The sequence below is a fragment of the Methanoculleus caldifontis genome (assembly GCF_032842345.1).
Taxonomy (GTDB): Archaea; Halobacteriota; Methanomicrobia; order Methanomicrobiales; family Methanoculleaceae; genus Methanoculleus; species Methanoculleus caldifontis.
In genome coordinates this window covers 694,736-710,467 of sequence record NZ_WBKO01000001.1, presented here as the reverse complement: position 1 = coordinate 710,467, position 15,732 = coordinate 694,736, and the positions used below count along the sequence as shown (strand labels likewise).

14 protein-coding genes are annotated in these 15,732 nt (G+C 66.4%); 3 read left to right on the top strand and 11 right to left on the bottom strand.

Going from position 1 to position 15,732, the window contains the following annotated elements:
* Window positions 1-21: 21 nt before the first annotated feature.
* On the top strand, window positions 22-1,278 hold the full coding sequence (gene codB / locus F8E02_RS03730) for a cytosine permease (protein ID WP_317064120.1): 1,257 nt from the start codon (window positions 22-24) through the stop codon (window positions 1,276-1,278).
* On the opposite strand, the gene F8E02_RS03725 is transcribed toward codB, so the two are convergent.
* From F8E02_RS03725 to F8E02_RS03715, 3 genes are all read right to left on the bottom strand, one after another.
* The gene (locus tag F8E02_RS03725) at window positions 1,271-1,783 is read right to left on the bottom strand and encodes a ferredoxin-thioredoxin reductase catalytic domain-containing protein (RefSeq protein ID WP_394357908.1); all 513 of its coding nucleotides are present in this window, start codon (window positions 1,781-1,783) and stop codon (window positions 1,271-1,273) included. The genes codB and F8E02_RS03725 overlap by 8 nt on opposite strands.
* The gene (locus F8E02_RS03720; protein WP_317065144.1) at window positions 1,776-2,051 is read right to left on the bottom strand and encodes a glutaredoxin family protein; all 276 of its coding nucleotides are present in this window, start codon (window positions 2,049-2,051) and stop codon (window positions 1,776-1,778) included. The genes F8E02_RS03725 and F8E02_RS03720 overlap by 8 nt, the downstream gene beginning before the upstream one ends.
* A 64-nt stretch (window positions 2,052-2,115) precedes the next feature.
* On the bottom strand, window positions 2,116-3,759 hold the full coding sequence (locus tag F8E02_RS03715) for an MBL fold metallo-hydrolase (protein ID WP_317064119.1): 1,644 nt from the start codon (window positions 3,757-3,759) through the stop codon (window positions 2,116-2,118).
* Window positions 3,760-3,892: 133 nt separating this feature from the next.
* On the opposite strand from F8E02_RS03715, the gene F8E02_RS03710 reads away from it, so the two are divergent.
* Window positions 3,893-4,423 (top strand): hypothetical protein, encoded by a 531-nt coding sequence (locus F8E02_RS03710; RefSeq protein ID WP_317064118.1) that lies wholly within the window; start codon window positions 3,893-3,895, stop codon window positions 4,421-4,423.
* Window positions 4,424-4,676: 253 nt separating this feature from the next.
* Here F8E02_RS03710 and ftsA read toward each other — a convergent pair whose 3' ends face one another.
* Both ftsA and F8E02_RS03700 read right to left on the bottom strand, forming a co-directional pair.
* On the bottom strand, window positions 4,677-6,032 hold the full coding sequence (gene ftsA / locus F8E02_RS03705) for a coenzyme F390 synthetase (protein WP_317064117.1): 1,356 nt from the start codon (window positions 6,030-6,032) through the stop codon (window positions 4,677-4,679).
* 43 nt (window positions 6,033-6,075) lie between these two features.
* Window positions 6,076-7,587 (bottom strand): SLC13 family permease, encoded by a 1,512-nt coding sequence (locus F8E02_RS03700; RefSeq protein ID WP_317064116.1) that lies wholly within the window; start codon window positions 7,585-7,587, stop codon window positions 6,076-6,078.
* Between the two features lie 171 nt (window positions 7,588-7,758).
* On the opposite strand from F8E02_RS03700, the gene F8E02_RS03695 reads away from it, so the two are divergent.
* Window positions 7,759-8,763: a DUF3821 domain-containing protein gene (locus tag F8E02_RS03695; RefSeq protein WP_317064115.1), complete on the top strand. Its 1,005-nt coding sequence runs from the start codon at window positions 7,759-7,761 to the stop codon at window positions 8,761-8,763.
* 6 nt (window positions 8,764-8,769) lie between these two features.
* Here F8E02_RS03695 and F8E02_RS03690 read toward each other — a convergent pair whose 3' ends face one another.
* From F8E02_RS03690 to F8E02_RS03665, 6 genes are all read right to left on the bottom strand, one after another.
* The gene (locus F8E02_RS03690; RefSeq protein ID WP_317064114.1) at window positions 8,770-9,066 is read right to left on the bottom strand and encodes a HEAT repeat domain-containing protein; all 297 of its coding nucleotides are present in this window, start codon (window positions 9,064-9,066) and stop codon (window positions 8,770-8,772) included.
* Window positions 9,063-9,419 (bottom strand): STAS domain-containing protein, encoded by a 357-nt coding sequence (locus tag F8E02_RS03685; RefSeq protein WP_317064112.1) that lies wholly within the window; start codon window positions 9,417-9,419, stop codon window positions 9,063-9,065. The genes F8E02_RS03690 and F8E02_RS03685 overlap by 4 nt, the downstream gene beginning before the upstream one ends.
* A 70-nt stretch (window positions 9,420-9,489) precedes the next feature.
* Window positions 9,490-10,665 (bottom strand): putative hemolysin, encoded by a 1,176-nt coding sequence (locus F8E02_RS03680; RefSeq protein WP_317064111.1) that lies wholly within the window; start codon window positions 10,663-10,665, stop codon window positions 9,490-9,492.
* Between the two features lie 495 nt (window positions 10,666-11,160).
* Window positions 11,161-12,978, bottom strand: coding sequence for a DUF2207 domain-containing protein (locus tag F8E02_RS03675; RefSeq protein ID WP_317064110.1), 1,818 nt, complete (start codon window positions 12,976-12,978; stop codon window positions 11,161-11,163).
* A gap of 12 nt (window positions 12,979-12,990) precedes the next feature.
* Entirely contained in the window at window positions 12,991-13,569 is a 579-nt protein-coding gene (locus tag F8E02_RS03670) for a LemA family protein (RefSeq protein WP_317064109.1), read from the bottom strand.
* Between the two features lie 67 nt (window positions 13,570-13,636).
* Window positions 13,637-15,313, bottom strand: a complete 1,677-nt coding sequence (locus tag F8E02_RS03665; RefSeq protein ID WP_317064108.1) for a PAS domain S-box protein — start codon at window positions 15,311-15,313, stop codon at window positions 13,637-13,639.
* Window positions 15,314-15,732 lie beyond the last annotated feature (419 nt).

Sequence of the window (15,732 nt, the reverse complement as noted above, 5' to 3'; positions counted from 1 at the left end):
CCTGCCATCGGCGAGACAGCAGTGATCCGGGCGGAGGGAGGCGGCGAGGAGGCAGGCCGGAGCGGCACGGAGGACTACCCGCTCTCCGCCGTCCCCGACGAGGCCCGGCAGGGGTTCTGGCCGGTGACCCTGGTGCTGCTCGGCTTCACCTTCTTCTCCGCCACGATCTGGGGCGGCGCGAGTCTCGGAGCCGCGTTCCCGCTCTGGCCCGACCTTGCGGCGATCATCCTCTGCGGGAACGCGATCCTCGCCGCGTATGTCGCCGGCCTCGGCTACGTCGGCTACAGGAGCGGCCTCTCCACCGTCCTCTCCGCCCGGTTCGCCTTCGGGGATATCGGGAGCAGGTGGGCGGACGCGCTCCTCGGCCTCACCCAGATCGGCTGGTACGCCTGGGGGACCGCGACGATCGCGATCGTCCTCGGCCGCCTGCTGGGCCTCGACCCGTGGTTTCTCGCGCCCCTTATGGCCATCTTCGGCCTCGGCTTCTGCCTGACGGCATGCATCGGCTACCGGGGGCTTGCGGCCCTCTCGCGGGTCGCGGTCCCGGCCATGCTCCTCCTCATCGTCGCGAGCGTCGCGGTCGCCCTCCGGGACGCCGGGAGCGGGGCGGCTCCGGTCGCGGCAGGCACCCTCACGGTCGCCGAGGCCCTCACGATCGTCGTCGGGACCTTTGTCTCCGGCGGCACCCAGGTCGCCAACTGGACGCGCTTTGCCGGGTCCGGCCGGGCCGCCGTCATCTCCGTGCTCCTTGCGTTCCTGGTCGGGAACACCCTGATGGTCGCCGTCGGGGCGATAGGGGCGGCGGTCTACGGCCTCTCCGATATCGTCGATGTCCTGGCAGTCCAGGGCCTTCTCCTGGCCGGCGTCCTGCTCCTCTTCTTGAACATCTGGACGACCCAGGACAACACCATCTACAACTTCTCGGTCGCCGGATGCCACTTCTTCCGGACCGAACGGCGGCGGCTGGTCACCTCCGCCGGCGCCGCAGCCGGGACCCTGCTCGCCCTGCTCGGCATGTACGACTGGCTGATCCCCTACATGGTCACGATGGGAGTGCTCATCCCCCCGCTCGGCGGGGTGATCATGGCCGACTTCTTCATCGGCCGCCGGGGCCGCTACCCGCCGTTCGAGGAAGGGGCCGTCCCGCGGTTCAACCGGCGCGGGCTTGCCGCCTACGCCGCAGGCTCCCTTGCCGCCGCCGTGATCCCCGGCATCCCTCCCGTGAACGGGATCGTCGCCGCGTTCCTCGTCTACGCGCTCCTCACCCGGCTCAGATGAACCGTTCGAACCGGTCGCGGGGGACCCGGCAGATCGGGCAGGTCTCGGGCGGCTCGTCTCGCGCGCAGAGGTAACCGCAGACCCTGCACCGCCAGACCGGATACCTCAGCCCATCCGGGATGCGGCCGACCGCGGCCCGCTCCTCCTTCTGCCGCTGCCGCTCCGCCGGCCCGGGCCGGCGTTCCGGGACGGGACCGGCTGCCCGGACCCCGGCCTCCACGTCGGCGGTGACGTAGAGGGCACAGTAGCAGGCCCCGTAGTCGGTGAGGTCGGGGTCCCGGTAGTCGCAGGGGCAGATGATGTCGAGGTCCTCCTCCCGGTTCCCGGAAGCGAGGCGGCACGGGCAGGAGATATAGCCGTAACGCTCCCGGTTTGCGAGCAGGCCGCGGACGAGGCCGCGGGTGAACTCCTTATCGGGGTTCAGGTGGTAGCCGCCGGCCGCCGCCTCGCGGTCGAGGTCGCGCATGAGCCGCTCCACCTCCGCCTCGCTCGTCGTGTCAGGCACCGACCGCCTCCCGGATCTCGTCCTCGCGGAACCCGACGATCACCTTCGTGTCGTTGACGACGACCGTCGGGAACGAGAGCTGCGGGTTCCAGCGCTCGACCTCCCTGATCATCCGCTCACGCTCCTCGCCCGCGAGGAGGTCCACGTAGACGTACGAGAACCCGACGCCGAGGTCGGTGAGGAATTCCTTTGTCCTGGCGCACCAGCCGCAGGTACTCAGGGCATACAGAAAGACCCTGCCGCGGTCAACTCCGGGCACGTGCTGCATCGCCATCACGATCACCCTGACTCCGGGGGCCAGAGGTAAGAAGCTTACCCCCGGACGGTCCGGGTCAGGATGCGGCCGGCCGGAGAAGGAGGAGGAGCGCGGCACCGTCCGCGCCGGGATCGAGCGACGCACCGGCAAGGCCGAACTTCCGGCGGTAGAACCGGAGCTTCCGCCCGGAGAGCGGGGCCGGGCCCCGGACCCGGAGGCCGATGCGGTCGCCCTCCTGCCGGAGAGAGAGCCGGACCTCGCGAGCCCCGGCGGCCGCAAGGTCCTCGAGCACGCCGACGACCTCGTCGAAGAACCGTTCCCGGTCGACCAGCACCGGCGGGAGAGGGCCATCGGTCTCGACGGAGAGGTCGACGCCCTCGAAGAGCGGGAGGTAGGCGAGCCGGGCGACGAGCCCGTCGCGGTATGCTGCCGGGTCGTCGGCCGCCTCGATGAACGCCTCGTCCGAGAAGGGCGGGGTCGAGATCCCGCCAACCAGGTCGCGGAGCACCGGCGGGAGGTCGACGGCCGAGAGGCAGGCGGTCTCCCGGTAGCCCATGATCGTGTTCATGAAGTCGGTGAGCAGGCGGCCGGCCCGGCGGAGGAGCGATGCGTCGACGACGTGGTTGAGCCGGTCACCCGCGAAATGAGCCTCGATCCGCTGGATCACCTGGACGGCCTTGAGGACGAGCTGGACCTCGAGTTTCTCCCCCGCCCGGAACTCGTCGACGAACCGCGAGAACTCCGCCAGGAACTCGTCGATCCGGTCGGACTCAAGGAGGTCCAGGTAACGCCGGGCCTCTTCGGCCTCGCCGAGGTCGTCGAGCCGGTAAGCGAGGGCGTAGAGCCTTCCTGCGATCACGGAGAAGATCCGGCTGGCCTCCTGGAGCAGGTCGACGGCGTGCTCCAGGGAGTCGTCGAGCCGTTGCCGGTCGAAGGTGCCGATATCCGAAAGCCTCCCGGCATCCCCCGCGAGCCGGTCGAGGAGAGCGGGCATCGCCGCGGCCGGGACGCACCGGCCGTGGCCGGGACAGCAGAGGCTCACCGGTTCGCAGGCAAGGATCCAGCGGACCCTCCCGACGGTCGCGAGCAGCGCCGGCTGGTCCCACCCGACAAGCCCCGCGACCCCGGGGCTCGTCGCGAAGAGGAGGTCGCCGATGAAGAGGAGGTCGCCGAACCGGATGCAGATGCTGTCGTCCGAGTGGCCGGGGGTGTGATAGACGTGGAGGGTATCCCCGGAACGGAGCGGGATCCGCTGCCGGTGAAGGACGATCCCGTCGCCCGCCTCCAGGGCCTCGCGGTCGCGGACGGTGAGGAGAGGGAGTCCGACCGGGAGCGGTTCGACCTCCCATCCCATGATCTCCGCGACCGTCCGGGCCGGATCGGCGGACTCGAGCGCCCGGGCGCCCTCCTCCTCCGCGGCGACGGTGAGGTCCGGGAGGGACCGGAACCGCCGGTCCCGGATGGCCTGGTAGCAGTGGTCGGCGTGGCAGTGGGTGATGAAGAGGAAGACCGGACGCGGCGCCTCCCGGATGGTCTCCTCCACGAGTTCGAGGATCCGGTCCATCTGCCCGGCATCCGCCCCCGTATCGACGATCAGGATCTCGCCGGGCGTCCGGATGACGTAGGCGTTCGAGCAGGTGACGTCGGGCTTCCGGAGGAAGGGGTAGATCTCGGCGCCGGCGGTCCCCGGCACCGGCTGCCATCGCTGGTCTTCAAGCATTCCGCAACACCCTGGCTGATGAAGCAGTATTGGAACGCGAAGGAGAAATACCAGGCGGATATCGCTCATGGTGCCGGGCCTGGATAACGCTTATCTCGCCGTACGAAAAGGAGGGAGGTGGTGAAGAGAGGATATGGATGCCAGAAGATCTGCACGGATCCTGGCCGCGCTCGTGCTCGCCGCGTGGGTCTGCGGCACCGCGGCCGCGCAGGGGACGACCATCGATGAGATCGGCACCGTCGCTGCCGGGGAGACGGTCGTCATCAGCGGGACGACGAACCTCGCTCCCGGCAACCGCCTGATTGTTGAGGTGACGCCGGTCGCGTTCGGGCCGGGCGGGGCGGGGGGCACATCGGGGACGGCCGTCGTCCAGGCAGGCAACGGCACCGCGAACACCTGGTCGTTCGAGGTGAATACGGCCGGGTTTGAACCCGGCGAGTATCTCGTCACCGTGGACTGGGTCGAGGGCGACGCCACGACGAGCTCCAGATTCACCGTCACGGCGCCGGCGGCCACCCCCACCCCCACGGCGACACCGACGCCGGAGGCGACGCCGACGCCGACACCGGAACCAAGCCCCACGCCGACCGCGGCAGGACCCGTGATGCCGGCAGCAGCGGCTCTCGCGGCGGCAGCAGCCGGACTCCTGGTGCGGCGGCGGTAGGGACCGGGATAGTCCTTTTTTTCATCGGTCAGGCCTGAGGCAGTACCTCATGGATTCATATGGAGAGGGATTGCAGCTGCCCTGATCTTCACGGCTTTGCACGTATGAAATCTCACCCCCACGCAACAACTACTCACGCGAAGCCGCGAAGAACGCGAAAGCGGGTGCTAAAAACCCCAATGACTTCGCGCCTTCGCGGCTTCGCGTGAGATCGCGTCACGCCTCTCAGTCCTTCGCCTGGCTCTCTGGCGCTTCACCGCCGGTCCACGATCCGCTTCGGCCGGCCGGGCACCCGGTGGAGCTCGAGCCCTCCCGGCGGCGTGAGGGTGCAGAGGACACGGAGTGTCCCGTCTTCGTAGGCCTCTGCAAGGGCCGGCACCGACCGGAAGAGGGCGGCAAGGAACGTCTCCTCGACCTCGCGCGGGTCGGCGCCAGCCGGATCGAGGGTCTCCATGCTCACCCGGAGAACGGTCTCCCCCGCCTCTTCGCCGCCGTAGATGAATGCCTCGTACTCCCCGTTCAGCGAGGCCATATGCTCCGGCGCGAAGACCGCCGCCTCCACGTCCACCCGGTTGAGCGGGACTCCGGCGACCAGGACCGTCTCCGCCTCGCGCCGGGGGTTCTCGATCCGCATATGCGTCCGCCCGCATGCGCACCGCTCCCGGGAGACGACCCGGCAGGTATCCTCCGTGTCGTAATTGATGAGGAGCGTCCCCGCCCTCCTGCCCGGCTCGAGGAGCGTCGTATAGACCAGCCGGCCGCTCTCGCCGTCCGGGGCGAACCGCTCCATCCGGGGGTCGTAGAGGTCGAAGTGGACCAGGTCTTCGGGGACGTGAAGCCCGGCCTGGCGGGTGCACTCCCCGCACATCGTTCCCTCGGTGCTCCCGTAGGTGTTGTAGACCGGGCAGCCCCAGACCTCTTCCAGGTAGCGCCGGGACTCCGGGGCAAAGCTCTCGCCGCCGACGACGAGGCGCTTGACGCCCGCCTCCTGCGGCGGGATCCCCTCCGCCTCCATCCGGCGGGCGAGCCGGAGGAGCTTGAAGACGCTCCCGATCACCGCCGTCGGGCGGTAGTGCGCCATCACCCTGACCGGGAAGGTGCACTTCCCCTCCGGGATGACCGTCACCCCGAGATCCCGGGCGGCGAGCGTCATGGTGTTCGCCCCGACGTTCATCCCGTAGGATGCGCAGACCACCACCCGGTCGCCCCGTTCAAAACCCTGCGAGACGAAGAGCCGGGCGTACTTCCCGGCATACCGCTCCCAGTCCTCCCAGGTGAGGAAGAAACTCTTCGGGACCCCGCTCGTCCCCGAGGTCTCGTTGACCGTGAAGACCGCATCCCAGGGGACGCTCCTGAAACAGAACTCGGGGGTGTTCGGGGGCTGGTAACGCCGGATCGTCGCCCCGGAGATGATGGGGAGGTCGCGGAGGTCCTCGTGATCCCGGATCGCCTCCGGACGGATCTTATGTCGTTCGAACCACCGGCGGTAGAAGGGGGAATGCTCCGCCGCGTACCGGACGGTGGCCTGGATCCGCTCGTCGACGAGCGCATCGAGATCCGCTCGCGGGAGCGTCTCCATCGCCGGGCTGTAATACCGATCGTCTGCCATCCGGGCGGGATGGGCGCCCGGGATAAAATAGGTGCCGGGGGGATCAGAGCGCCCAGGCAGGGATATCGAGGGGGACCCCGGTCGCCCAGAGGACGACCGTGAAGAGGAAAGCCGTCCAGAGCACGACGCCGATGATGTCAAGCGCCCAGCCCGACCGGAGCAGGTCTTTTGCCGATATGTAGCCGCTCCCGAAGGCGACGGCGTTCGGCGGGGTGGCGACCGGGAGCATGAACGCCATCGAGGCGCAAGCCGCGGCGGTCAGCATCAGGATGACCGGGTTGATCCCCACGCTGATCGCCGTGACCGCCATGATCGGCATCAGGACGGCGGCCATCGCGGTGTTCGAGGAGACCTCCGTCGCAAGCGAGACCCCCAGCGCCACGACGAGGAGCAGGAGGACGATCGGAAGGCCGTGAATGAGGGTGAGGGACTCGACGATCGTCGCGGCAAGCCCGCTCTGGATGAACCCGTTCGAGAGGGCGATACCGCCGCCGAAGAGGAGGAGGATACCCCAGGGGATCTTCACCGCCCACTCCCAGTTCATGGTGAAGACGCCCTTTTTGGCGTCGATCGGGAGAAGGAAGAGGAGGAGCGCCCCGAAGATCGCGATGGTAGAGTCCTTGATGCCGGGGAAGAGCATGTCGAGGCCGGGAATGACCACTCCGCCGATATCCTTGGTCTGCGCAAAGATCCAGGCGAGAGCCGTCAGGGTGAAGACGATGAGCGTCCACCGCTCGCCCTTCGAGATCGGACCGAGTTTCGCGAGCTCCGACCGGATGATCCCCCGGGCGCTCGGCAGCGTCGTCAGCATCCGGCGGTAGGGGACCCGGGTGAGCCAGAGCCAGGCGATGAGGAGGAAGGTCAGGGCGAAGGGAACGCCGAACTTCATCCAGGTGAAGAAGTCTATCGTGGGTGCGTCGGGAAAGATCGCCTCAAGCTGGGAGATGAAGATCCCGTTCGGAGGCGAGCCGATGATCGTGGCGATCCCCCCGATGCTCGCCGCGTAGGGGATGGAGATGATCAGGCACCGTGCGAGCGACTGCTCTTCTCCCTCGAGCAGCTCAAGCGCCCGGTCGGTCCCGGGGATGATCGTCAGGATGATCGCGACCGCGATCGGGATCATCATCATGGCCGTCGCGGTATTCGAGATCCACATCGAGAGGAACGCGGTTGCGAGCATGAACCCGAGCACCAGGCGGCGCGGGCTCGTCCCCACGACCCGGATGATATGCAGCGCGATCCGCCGGTGCAGGTTCCACCGCTGCATCGACATCGCGATGATGAATCCGCCGAGGAAGAGGAAGATCACCTCGTTGCCGTATGACTCCGCCACCTTCACCGGGGAGAGGACCCCGAGGGCCGGGAAGAGGACCAGCGGGAGCAGGGCGGTCGCCTCATGCGGGATGACGCCCGTGACCCAGAAGAGGATCATCAGCACGGTGACCGCCGCGACGGACTTTGCCTCAGGGGCGAGGAGGCCGGGATCGATGGGGAGCGCCAGGATCGCGAGGAAGACAAGGAAGGATGCAACGATAAAGGCGACCTTTTTCATCATCACAACTGGGGGAAGGAATTATTTAAGGGTGCGGAATTGAAATTGCAACCGGTTTGGAACGCATCGGGCAAAAAGGGCTCATACCAGCAGTAATGAGGAGTCGGGCCGCAGAGAAGCCGGCAGAGCCTCGCCGCACCAAGGTATATCAGCAGAATCAGCACACGGGATATCATGACATCAGAGTGGATCCGCAGGCGAGGCCTCGTCATCCTCCTCGCCGTCTGCCTTCTCGCCCTCTGTGCCGGAGAGGCCGGGGCCCGCGGGCCGGCGATCAACGAGATCCAGCCCTACGACACCATCTTCATCCACGAAGAGGGGCTCGATCTCTCGCAGCTCCGGAACGCGACCACGAATAATCCCATCACGGCCCTCCAGAGGTACCAGGACGGCAACCCCGACCGGGCGCTCTTGAAGAGCATCCCGGTCGCCGACGACACCAGTTTCACGGTCCAGGACTTCCTGGTGAACGGGGAGTTCGGGACCTACCACGCCTACAACCCCCAGGACGGAGCGAGGGCGCTCGTCTTTATCCGGGAGCCGCAGATCTTCCTTGACGTGGTGCTCGCAAGCCCCTACCACCACGAACCGCTGGCCGGGCTCACCGTTTCGCGAAACACCCGGATCGCGTTCAGGGTGACGTCCCCGGACGTCGGGTCCTTCTACCAGGCGGGCGGCGCCTACCCGGCGACGGTCGATATCGTGCTCACCACGCCGGGCGGTGCGGAGAGCACCGTCATCAGCGGGGTCAACCTTGCCGGGCAGAACGTCAGCTCGACCCGGTTCTACACCGACGATCCGGGACGACCGGGCCCGATCGAGCTCTCCGGCCTCCGTGAATACGGGACCTACACCGCCCGGGCCGTCTGGAGGACGCCGGCGGCCTTCGACGCCTCTGCTCCCGACTCCGAGCCGGTGACCTTCACGGTGGGCAACCGTGTCGGGGTCGATGCCACCCCGACGCCGACGCCCGCCGTGACCCCGACCCCGACAGCGACACCGACGCCGGTGCCCACGACCCCGGCGGCCACCCCGACGCCGACCGTGACCCCGACGGTGACGGTGACGGAGACGATGGTTCCGGCAACCACCCCGACGCCGACCGCAGCCCCGCTCCCGGTTGCAGCAGCCATAGCCGCGCTCGGTCTCGCCGTCATCCTTGCCGGCCGTCGTCGCTAGAGGAGATTAACAGAACCGGCAGCCGCAGCCCCCGGCCCCGACCCGGCGGAGGGCGTCGGCCGCCCACTTCGCGACACCCGGGTCGCCGTCCTCAAGCGCCCGCGTGAGCGCCGGGGCCGCCCGCTTATCCCCGATCGTGCCGAGGGTGTAGGCCGCCCACATCCGGAGGCGGGGGTCGGGATCGTCGAGTGCGGAGAAGAGGGCAGGCAGGGCGGCCGGGCCGAGGGCGGCGAGTGCCGCCGACGCGGCCATCCGGTCGGCACTGCTGCCGTCGCGGAGGATGCGGATCAGGCCGTCCGTCACGGCGACTCCTGCTTCTCCTCATCCCGCTCGTCGAAGATCTCGTCGAGGCCCACGTAGATCGGGAAGACCTCGTGCACCCCCGCGAGCAGGAAGACCTGGTAGACCTCGGGCCGGACCGAGCAGAGCGCCAGATCGCCGTCCGTCCGCCGCAGGTCGCGCATCTTCCCGAGCAGGACCCTCAGACCGCTGCTGCTCATGTAAGCCGCTTTCTCCAGGTTCACGAGCACCTTTCGCCCGCCGCGTGCCAGCACTCCGCCTATCGCCTTATCCAGGCGTTCCGCCGATTCCGCATCGATTCTGCCGTCCACCGATACGATTGCCGTATCGTCCCGCTCGCTGACCGAAACGTCCATGGTTCAGTTCTCAGCGCGCGAGGGGAAAAACAGCTCGTTTTGCGCCCGGGCAAGGGGCCGTAAAAAAGAGTTAGTGGTTCTGCCGGTAGAGGTCCCAGGCGTCGACAGCGGTGCCGTTTGTAAGGATGCAGACACCGTATTCGCTGCCGTCGGGGTTCTTCCGGGTCTCATAGGCGTAACCCTGTTCGATACACCAGACAGCGGCCGGGTCGGCGATGCCGGCGCTCACGCCGCATGTCGCACACGACCAGGGGACGGCGATGATCTCGACCGGAGTCCCCCACTGCTGGATGGTCGCGACATCGCGGGCGATCTTGCCGGCGAAGGCGATCCTCATCCCGTCGACCCGCCAGGTCTCGTTCAGGTTGAGCGGGAGAAAGCGTTCGCCGCCGTCGGTGACGATCCCGTAGAACCCGCCCTCGAGATCGACGTAAGTGACCGTCCCGGTCTCCGCGACATAGGTCGTGTTGCCGGCCGAATCGATGGCGAGGACCTCGACCGGGACGCCCCACTGCTGGATGGTCGCGACATCCTCCAGCACCCGGCCGACGAAGGTGACGTTCACACCGTCCACCTGCCAGGTCTCGTTCAGGTCAAGCGGAAGATACCGTCTCCCGTCGTCGGCAAGGAGCCCGTAAAACCCGCCTTCAAGGTCGACGTAGGTGATCGTGCCGTTCCCCGATACGAGCAGGACCCCGTCGATCCGCTCGATGGAGGAGAGGGTCACCGGGGTCCCCCACATATGGATCCCGGCCCCCCCGTCCAGCACATCGGCACTGAAGGCCACCCGGATACCGTCGACCCGGTACTCCTCAGGGAGGTCCTGGGGGAGGAAACGTCGCCCTTCATCGTCGACGATCCCGTAGAACCCGCCCTCGAGGTCGACATAGGTGATCGTGCCGTTCGCCGCGACCGTGCGGCGGGTATCGGCTGTCTCGATCTCGACGATCTCGACCGGCGTCCCCCACTGCTGGAGGGTCGCCGTGTCCTTCAGGGGATCGGCGACGAACCTGACCCGGAGACCGTCCTGCCGGAACTCTTCGGGCAGATTCACGGGGAGGTAGCGTCCGCCCTCTCCGACGATACCGTAGAACCCGCCCTCGAGATCGACGTATGTGACCGTCCCGTTCCCGGAGATACGGTCGGCCGGCAGATCCTCTCCGCCGGCGGCCATGCACCCGCAGGCGATGACGGCGCCGAGGAGTGTAAGAAGGATAACCGGATAGCCCGGATATGCTCGCGTCATATGCATCAACAGAGATACATTCTCCCCCGGCAGGTAAGTAAATTGCCTTAACTACGATAATATTCGGACCCATCGGCCGGGAGAGCCGTATACCGGCCGGGAGAAGAGGGGCCGCATCTTGTGGCTCTCCGGGTATGGTGACAGGCTCCGGGGGCTGTATTGTAACGTAACCTCGCGCTAAGGTCTGAGAGTCGCGAGTGCCGGTTAACTTCCTCCTTCTCTTCGCGTTCTTCGCGGCTTCGCGTGAGACTTCGTTAATGCCTCTGTCGTCAAGCTCACGCGAAGGCGCGAAGCCGCGAAGGGCGAGCGAAGCGAGTTTGAGCACTGTCAGGTGCGAGGGGCGATAGGCCAAAGGGCCGGAGTTTGAGCACTGTCAGGTGCGAGGGGCGATAGGCCAAAGGGCCGGAGTTTGAGCACTGTCAGGTGCGAGGGGCGATAGGCCAAAGGGCCGGAGTTTGAGCACCGTCAGGTGCGAATGAGAGGGAGGGGGGAGCGTCAGCGTCCCCCGACGCCGCCGCCGCCGAAGCCGCCGCCGCCCCCAAACGACCCGCCGCCGCCGCCACCGAAGCCGCCGCCGCTCGAGGGCGGGGAGAAGAGGACGATGGGAGCAAAGATCATCGGCATATTCGAGTAGAGCGGCACCCCGACGTCCGGGAGGCTGATGTTCAAGTTCTTCATCGCCTGCTCGACCTTATCGCCGAGGCCGAGGGCGGTCGCGTAGACCAGCCATTCGCCCCACATCGAGAGGTCGGCAGGAGAGTACTGCCGGATCAGGGCGAGGTCCGAGAGGAAGTAGGCGAACGCGTCCCACTCGAGTTTCTCCTTGTAGTGGTCGTCCTTCCAGATCCCAAAAAGGGTCGAGGGGAAGAGGGCCGCGATCCCGACCTGGACCGCGACGATGAAGAAGAGGATGCCGGCCGGGATCAGAAGATTGACCGCACCCGGCGCCAGGATGAACGCGAGGATCGCAAGCCCGCAGGGGATGGCCCCGAGGAAGACGAGCGGAAGGACGAGCTCGCGGCCGTCGCGGATATACCGCCGGGAGAGCGTGGTGTCCACATTCCGGGAGAGAGCGGTGAGCGACTGCTGATACTGCATGATCCGGTGCTGGTAACCCGGGCTCCGCCGGGCGGTCTCGGCGAGCGCCGTAAGTTCGGCGGTATCCACGACGTGGTCGTCGGCGATGTTGGCAAGGAAGTTGAGGACCCGCTGCTCGTAGGGATCGGTCGACTCCCCTGAGACGATCCGGACCGTGACCCCTCCGCCCTCCGGCTTCTCCGTCACCACGATCTTCCCCTGCCGGTGGAGGTCGAGGACCGTCGCGTAGAACCCGTTGTCATCGAACTCAAGAGCGTCGCCCTTGAAGAGGAGGTTCACCTGCCAGGGCTTGAGCGCGGTGTTCGGCGTGAAACTCAGGTACTCCGGCACCGTGAACGGTTTCTCCCTGCCGTAGCGGATATACACGCCGAGAAGGATGAACGGCATCAGGAGGACGAGAAGGATCGCAAGCCAGTAGAGGACGCTCGCCGCCCCGTAGAGGAGAGGGGACCAGCGGTTGGCGTCGGCAGCCTGCTGCCGCACATCGGAGACGAACTGCGGGAACCCGTCGATCTCTTCCATGAACGCCGGATCGAGGATCATCTCGACGTTCAGAGAGTCGCCCTGCGGGGCGCTCCCCGTGATGATGACGGCATCCGCCGTCCGCTCGACCTCGAGGGTCGGGGGATGAGTGTAGACCTCCTCGATATACCCGGCGAACGGCAGGGCGATCCGGAGGTTCCGGTAGGGGACATGCTCGTCGACGAGCCGGAGGTTCAGGTGCGCCCATTGGTCGTCGTGCTCGATCGGCGGCCGGATCCGGTAGTGGTACTCCACCGTGTAGGTCCCCGGCGCGAAGTAGCCGGGGTTGTAGAGGCCCACCTCGTTCTCGAACGCGAGGTCCCGGATCACCGCAAGGTCCGAGGGGCTCGGATTCCCGGCGGCCGTCCGCACCTCGCCCTCCGCGTTCCTGACGTAACCGATGGTCCCGGGCGGGGCGGTCATCTGGACGAACTCGATATGCGGCCGGTCGACGGCGGCGAAGGTGAGCGGTGCGTCCCAGTAACGGAAGAGCATCCGGTACTCCCCCGCGGAACGGACGTCGTAGGTGTAGCGCTCGATGAACGTCCCGTTCTCGTAAAAGACGGCATCGTAATCCTGGACTTCCAGGCTGCCCCGGAGAAGGTCGGGGAGAGCAAGGGCTCCCGCGACCGCCAGCACCCCGGCAAGAAGGGTGATGGCAACAAGGATGATGATCTGCTGCCGTTCAGTCATGCCCACACTTCATCAGAACGCTATCGTCGGGACGCGCTCGATCTCCTCGCCGAACTCCAGGTACTGCAGCTTCGTAAAGCCCATGACGCCGGCGATCAGGTTCGAGGGTATCGTATCGGTCATGGTGTTGTACTGCTGGGCGATGTTGTTGTAGGTGTAGCGGTGCCGGGCGATCTCGTCCTCGACCCCTCTCACCGAGCCCATCAGGTCCTTCACCGTCTGCGAGGTCTTGAGGTCCGGGTAGTTCTCCGCGACGGCGATGAGCCGCCCGAGGACCGACCGGGACTCGCGCTCGAGTTCGTTCAGGTCGCCGGGACCGGCGCTGCCGACACGGGCCCGCATCGCGGTCACCCCGGTCAGGGTCTCCTTCTCGAAGGCTGCGTAGCTCTTCACCGCACCGAGGAGCTGCTCGATCATGTCCAGCCGCTTCTTCATCGCGACCTTCACCTGTCCGAGGGTCGCCTCGGCGGAGTTTTTGAGCGAGAAGAACCGGTTGTAGATGCCGATGGCTGCCGCCGCGACGCCGATCACGACCAGCACCACGACAGCGATAAGGACAAGGGAGATTATGTCCACCAAGGTTGTCACCATTACTCTATGTGCCCCGCGGCGTATTTAAGAGGTGACTTATCGCCCGGACCCGCAGGTCCGGCCGGGATTACTCCGCGATCTCCTCGCCGGAGCTCACCATCGCCACGACCTTGCCGTCCGCGTCCCGCAGAAGGGCGTTGTGCCAGAGGATCGGCTTCTCCCGACCGTCGCGGGTGACGATGGGGCTCTCCTCGAAGGCCGGGGGTTCAAGCCCGCCGGCGACGAGGCGGGCGAAGTTCCGGGAGAGCCGGTCGCGGAGACGCTCCGGGACGGCCGTTCCAAACCAGTTCTTCCCCACAAGCTCCCCCTCGACGCAGCCGAGAACCTCGCACCCCCTCCGGTTGACGAAGTCGATGGTGCCGTCCGCGCCGATGACCGCGATCACCACTCCGGCTGCATCCAGGTAGCCCTGCGCCCGGTCGCGCTCGGCCACGAGGAGGTCTTCGGCGGCGGCGCGGTCGGTGATATCCTCGGCGATGCCGAGCATGTACTTCAGCCTGCCGTGCGAGTTGTAGACCGGGATCTTCTTCATGGAGAGCGTCCGCCCGCCGGGGAGGTGCGCCTTCTCCTCGAGGGCGAACGCCCTCTCCGCGAGATCACGGTCGCCGTTGGCGAAGAAAGACGCCATCTCCAGCGGGAAGAGGTCCTCGGCCTGCTTCCCGGCCATCGCTTCCTGCGTCTTCCCAAGGAACGTCTCTGCGGCATGGTTTGCGAAGACGAAGGTGTTCCCCTCCACTTCACGGACGAAGACCATGCTCGGGATGTTGTTGACGACCGAGTAGAGGAACGACTTCCACTGGGCCACCCTCTTGACGGCACGGACCCGGTCGGTGACGTCGCGGCAGACCATCCGGTAGCCGGTGAATTCCCCGATCATATCATAGATCGGCGTCCCGCCCGCCTCGAGGACGACGGTGCTCCCGTCACGATGGTGCATCGTCCACTCAAAGAGGACCTTCGGCTCGGGGTCCGCAAAGAGGGCGGCAAACTGTTCGTGGACCCGCTCTGCCTTCTCCCGGCCCATGAAGTCGCAGGGTGTCTTCCCGATCATCTCTTCGGGCGCGTAACCGAGGATCTCCCGGCTTTTGGGGCTGACGTAGGTGAACGTGCAGGTCTCGTCGACGTTCAGGATCAGGTCGTTGATGTTCTCGACGAGGCTCCGAAAAAGCATCTCGCTCTCGCGCAGGGCCTCCTCCGCCCTGCGGCTCTCGGTGATATCCTCGAGGATGATGGTGACGCCCGGCGCCCCGTCGTTGAAGACGGTGGGGAGGAACTTGATCCGGAAGAAGAGCTCCTCGTCGCGCCGCAGGAACCGGAGCTCTTCCGTGACCTCACCACCGTTCAAGGCGTCGGCGATCCGGCTCCGGATCAGCGGATGATCGAACGCCGCAAGCGGCGACTCCTCGACGCTCCTGCCGATGATCTCGTCCCGATCTTTCCCGGCAAACGTGCAGACGGCATCGTTTGCCTGGACGATCCGGCGGTCGCGGTCGAGGACCAGGACCAGATCCGACGAAAAGTTGAGCATGGCGGCGATAGGAACCCGTTGCGAGAGGTAGAAGACCTTTGCCTTCCCGTAGGTCTCCATCTCCACCTGGCCCGACACGAGGAGGACGTCGAGATACCGGGAGACGGTGTTCCGGTTGACTCCGACGGCGGCAGCAAGATCGGAGACCGACATGCCCCGCGGGTGCTCTTTTAGGGCGTTCAGCAGGGGTGAGAGTGTGTCGGTAATATGATCCATGTGCAAACAGGATTTCGCGCCGGGGAATATAGGGTTTTGCAGTGTCGCATGCTATGATGCCACATGCAATGCCACGCCCCAATGCAAGGCAATAACAGAAAGGTTTATAAAATATATCGATCAACATATGATCCCCAGAGTCGGGGAGAAGGGGAATCTCACCGACGACCCGGACCACACGGGCACAGGTGGTCCGAAACCGAGACGAGAATCGGCTGGGACGGTGAACGGAACATTCACCACGCTGATTGCATCAACGTCAGGGTTGACGTCCGCTCCGGAGAACACCCCGGCAGCAAGCAACACAGGCACACCTCTCTGAACACACTCATACCGGCACGGTGCGAGCAGAGGCACCCGGGCGGAAGGCACAACCGCCCGAAGGCCGCCCTGCCGCAACCGGATGGTTATCACACACC

Bases quoted from the DNA above. Each gene is read 5' to 3' on its own strand.
- F8E02_RS03720 (WP_317065144.1), bottom strand. From the start codon at position 2,051: ATGCAGCACGTGCCCGGAGTTGACCGCGGCAGGGTCTTTCTGTATGCC.
- F8E02_RS03715 (WP_317064119.1), bottom strand. From the start codon at position 3,759: ATGCTTGAAGACCAGCGATGGCAGCCGGTGCCGGGGACCGCCGGCGCC.
- F8E02_RS03710 (WP_317064118.1), top strand. From the start codon at position 3,893: ATGGATGCCAGAAGATCTGCACGGATCCTGGCCGCGCTCGTGCTCGCC.
- ftsA (WP_317064117.1), bottom strand. From the start codon at position 6,032: ATGGCAGACGATCGGTATTACAGCCCGGCGATGGAGACGCTCCCGCGA.
- F8E02_RS03700 (WP_317064116.1), bottom strand. From the start codon at position 7,587: ATGATGAAAAAGGTCGCCTTTATCGTTGCATCCTTCCTTGTCTTCCTC.
- F8E02_RS03695 (WP_317064115.1), top strand. From the start codon at position 7,759: ATGACATCAGAGTGGATCCGCAGGCGAGGCCTCGTCATCCTCCTCGCC.
- F8E02_RS03685 (WP_317064112.1), bottom strand. From the start codon at position 9,419: ATGGACGTTTCGGTCAGCGAGCGGGACGATACGGCAATCGTATCGGTG.
- F8E02_RS03680 (WP_317064111.1), bottom strand. From the start codon at position 10,665: ATGACGCGAGCATATCCGGGCTATCCGGTTATCCTTCTTACACTCCTC.
- F8E02_RS03675 (WP_317064110.1), bottom strand. From the start codon at position 12,978: ATGACTGAACGGCAGCAGATCATCATCCTTGTTGCCATCACCCTTCTT.
- F8E02_RS03670 (WP_317064109.1), bottom strand. From the start codon at position 13,569: ATGGTGACAACCTTGGTGGACATAATCTCCCTTGTCCTTATCGCTGTC.
- F8E02_RS03665 (WP_317064108.1), bottom strand. From the start codon at position 15,313: ATGGATCATATTACCGACACACTCTCACCCCTGCTGAACGCCCTAAAA.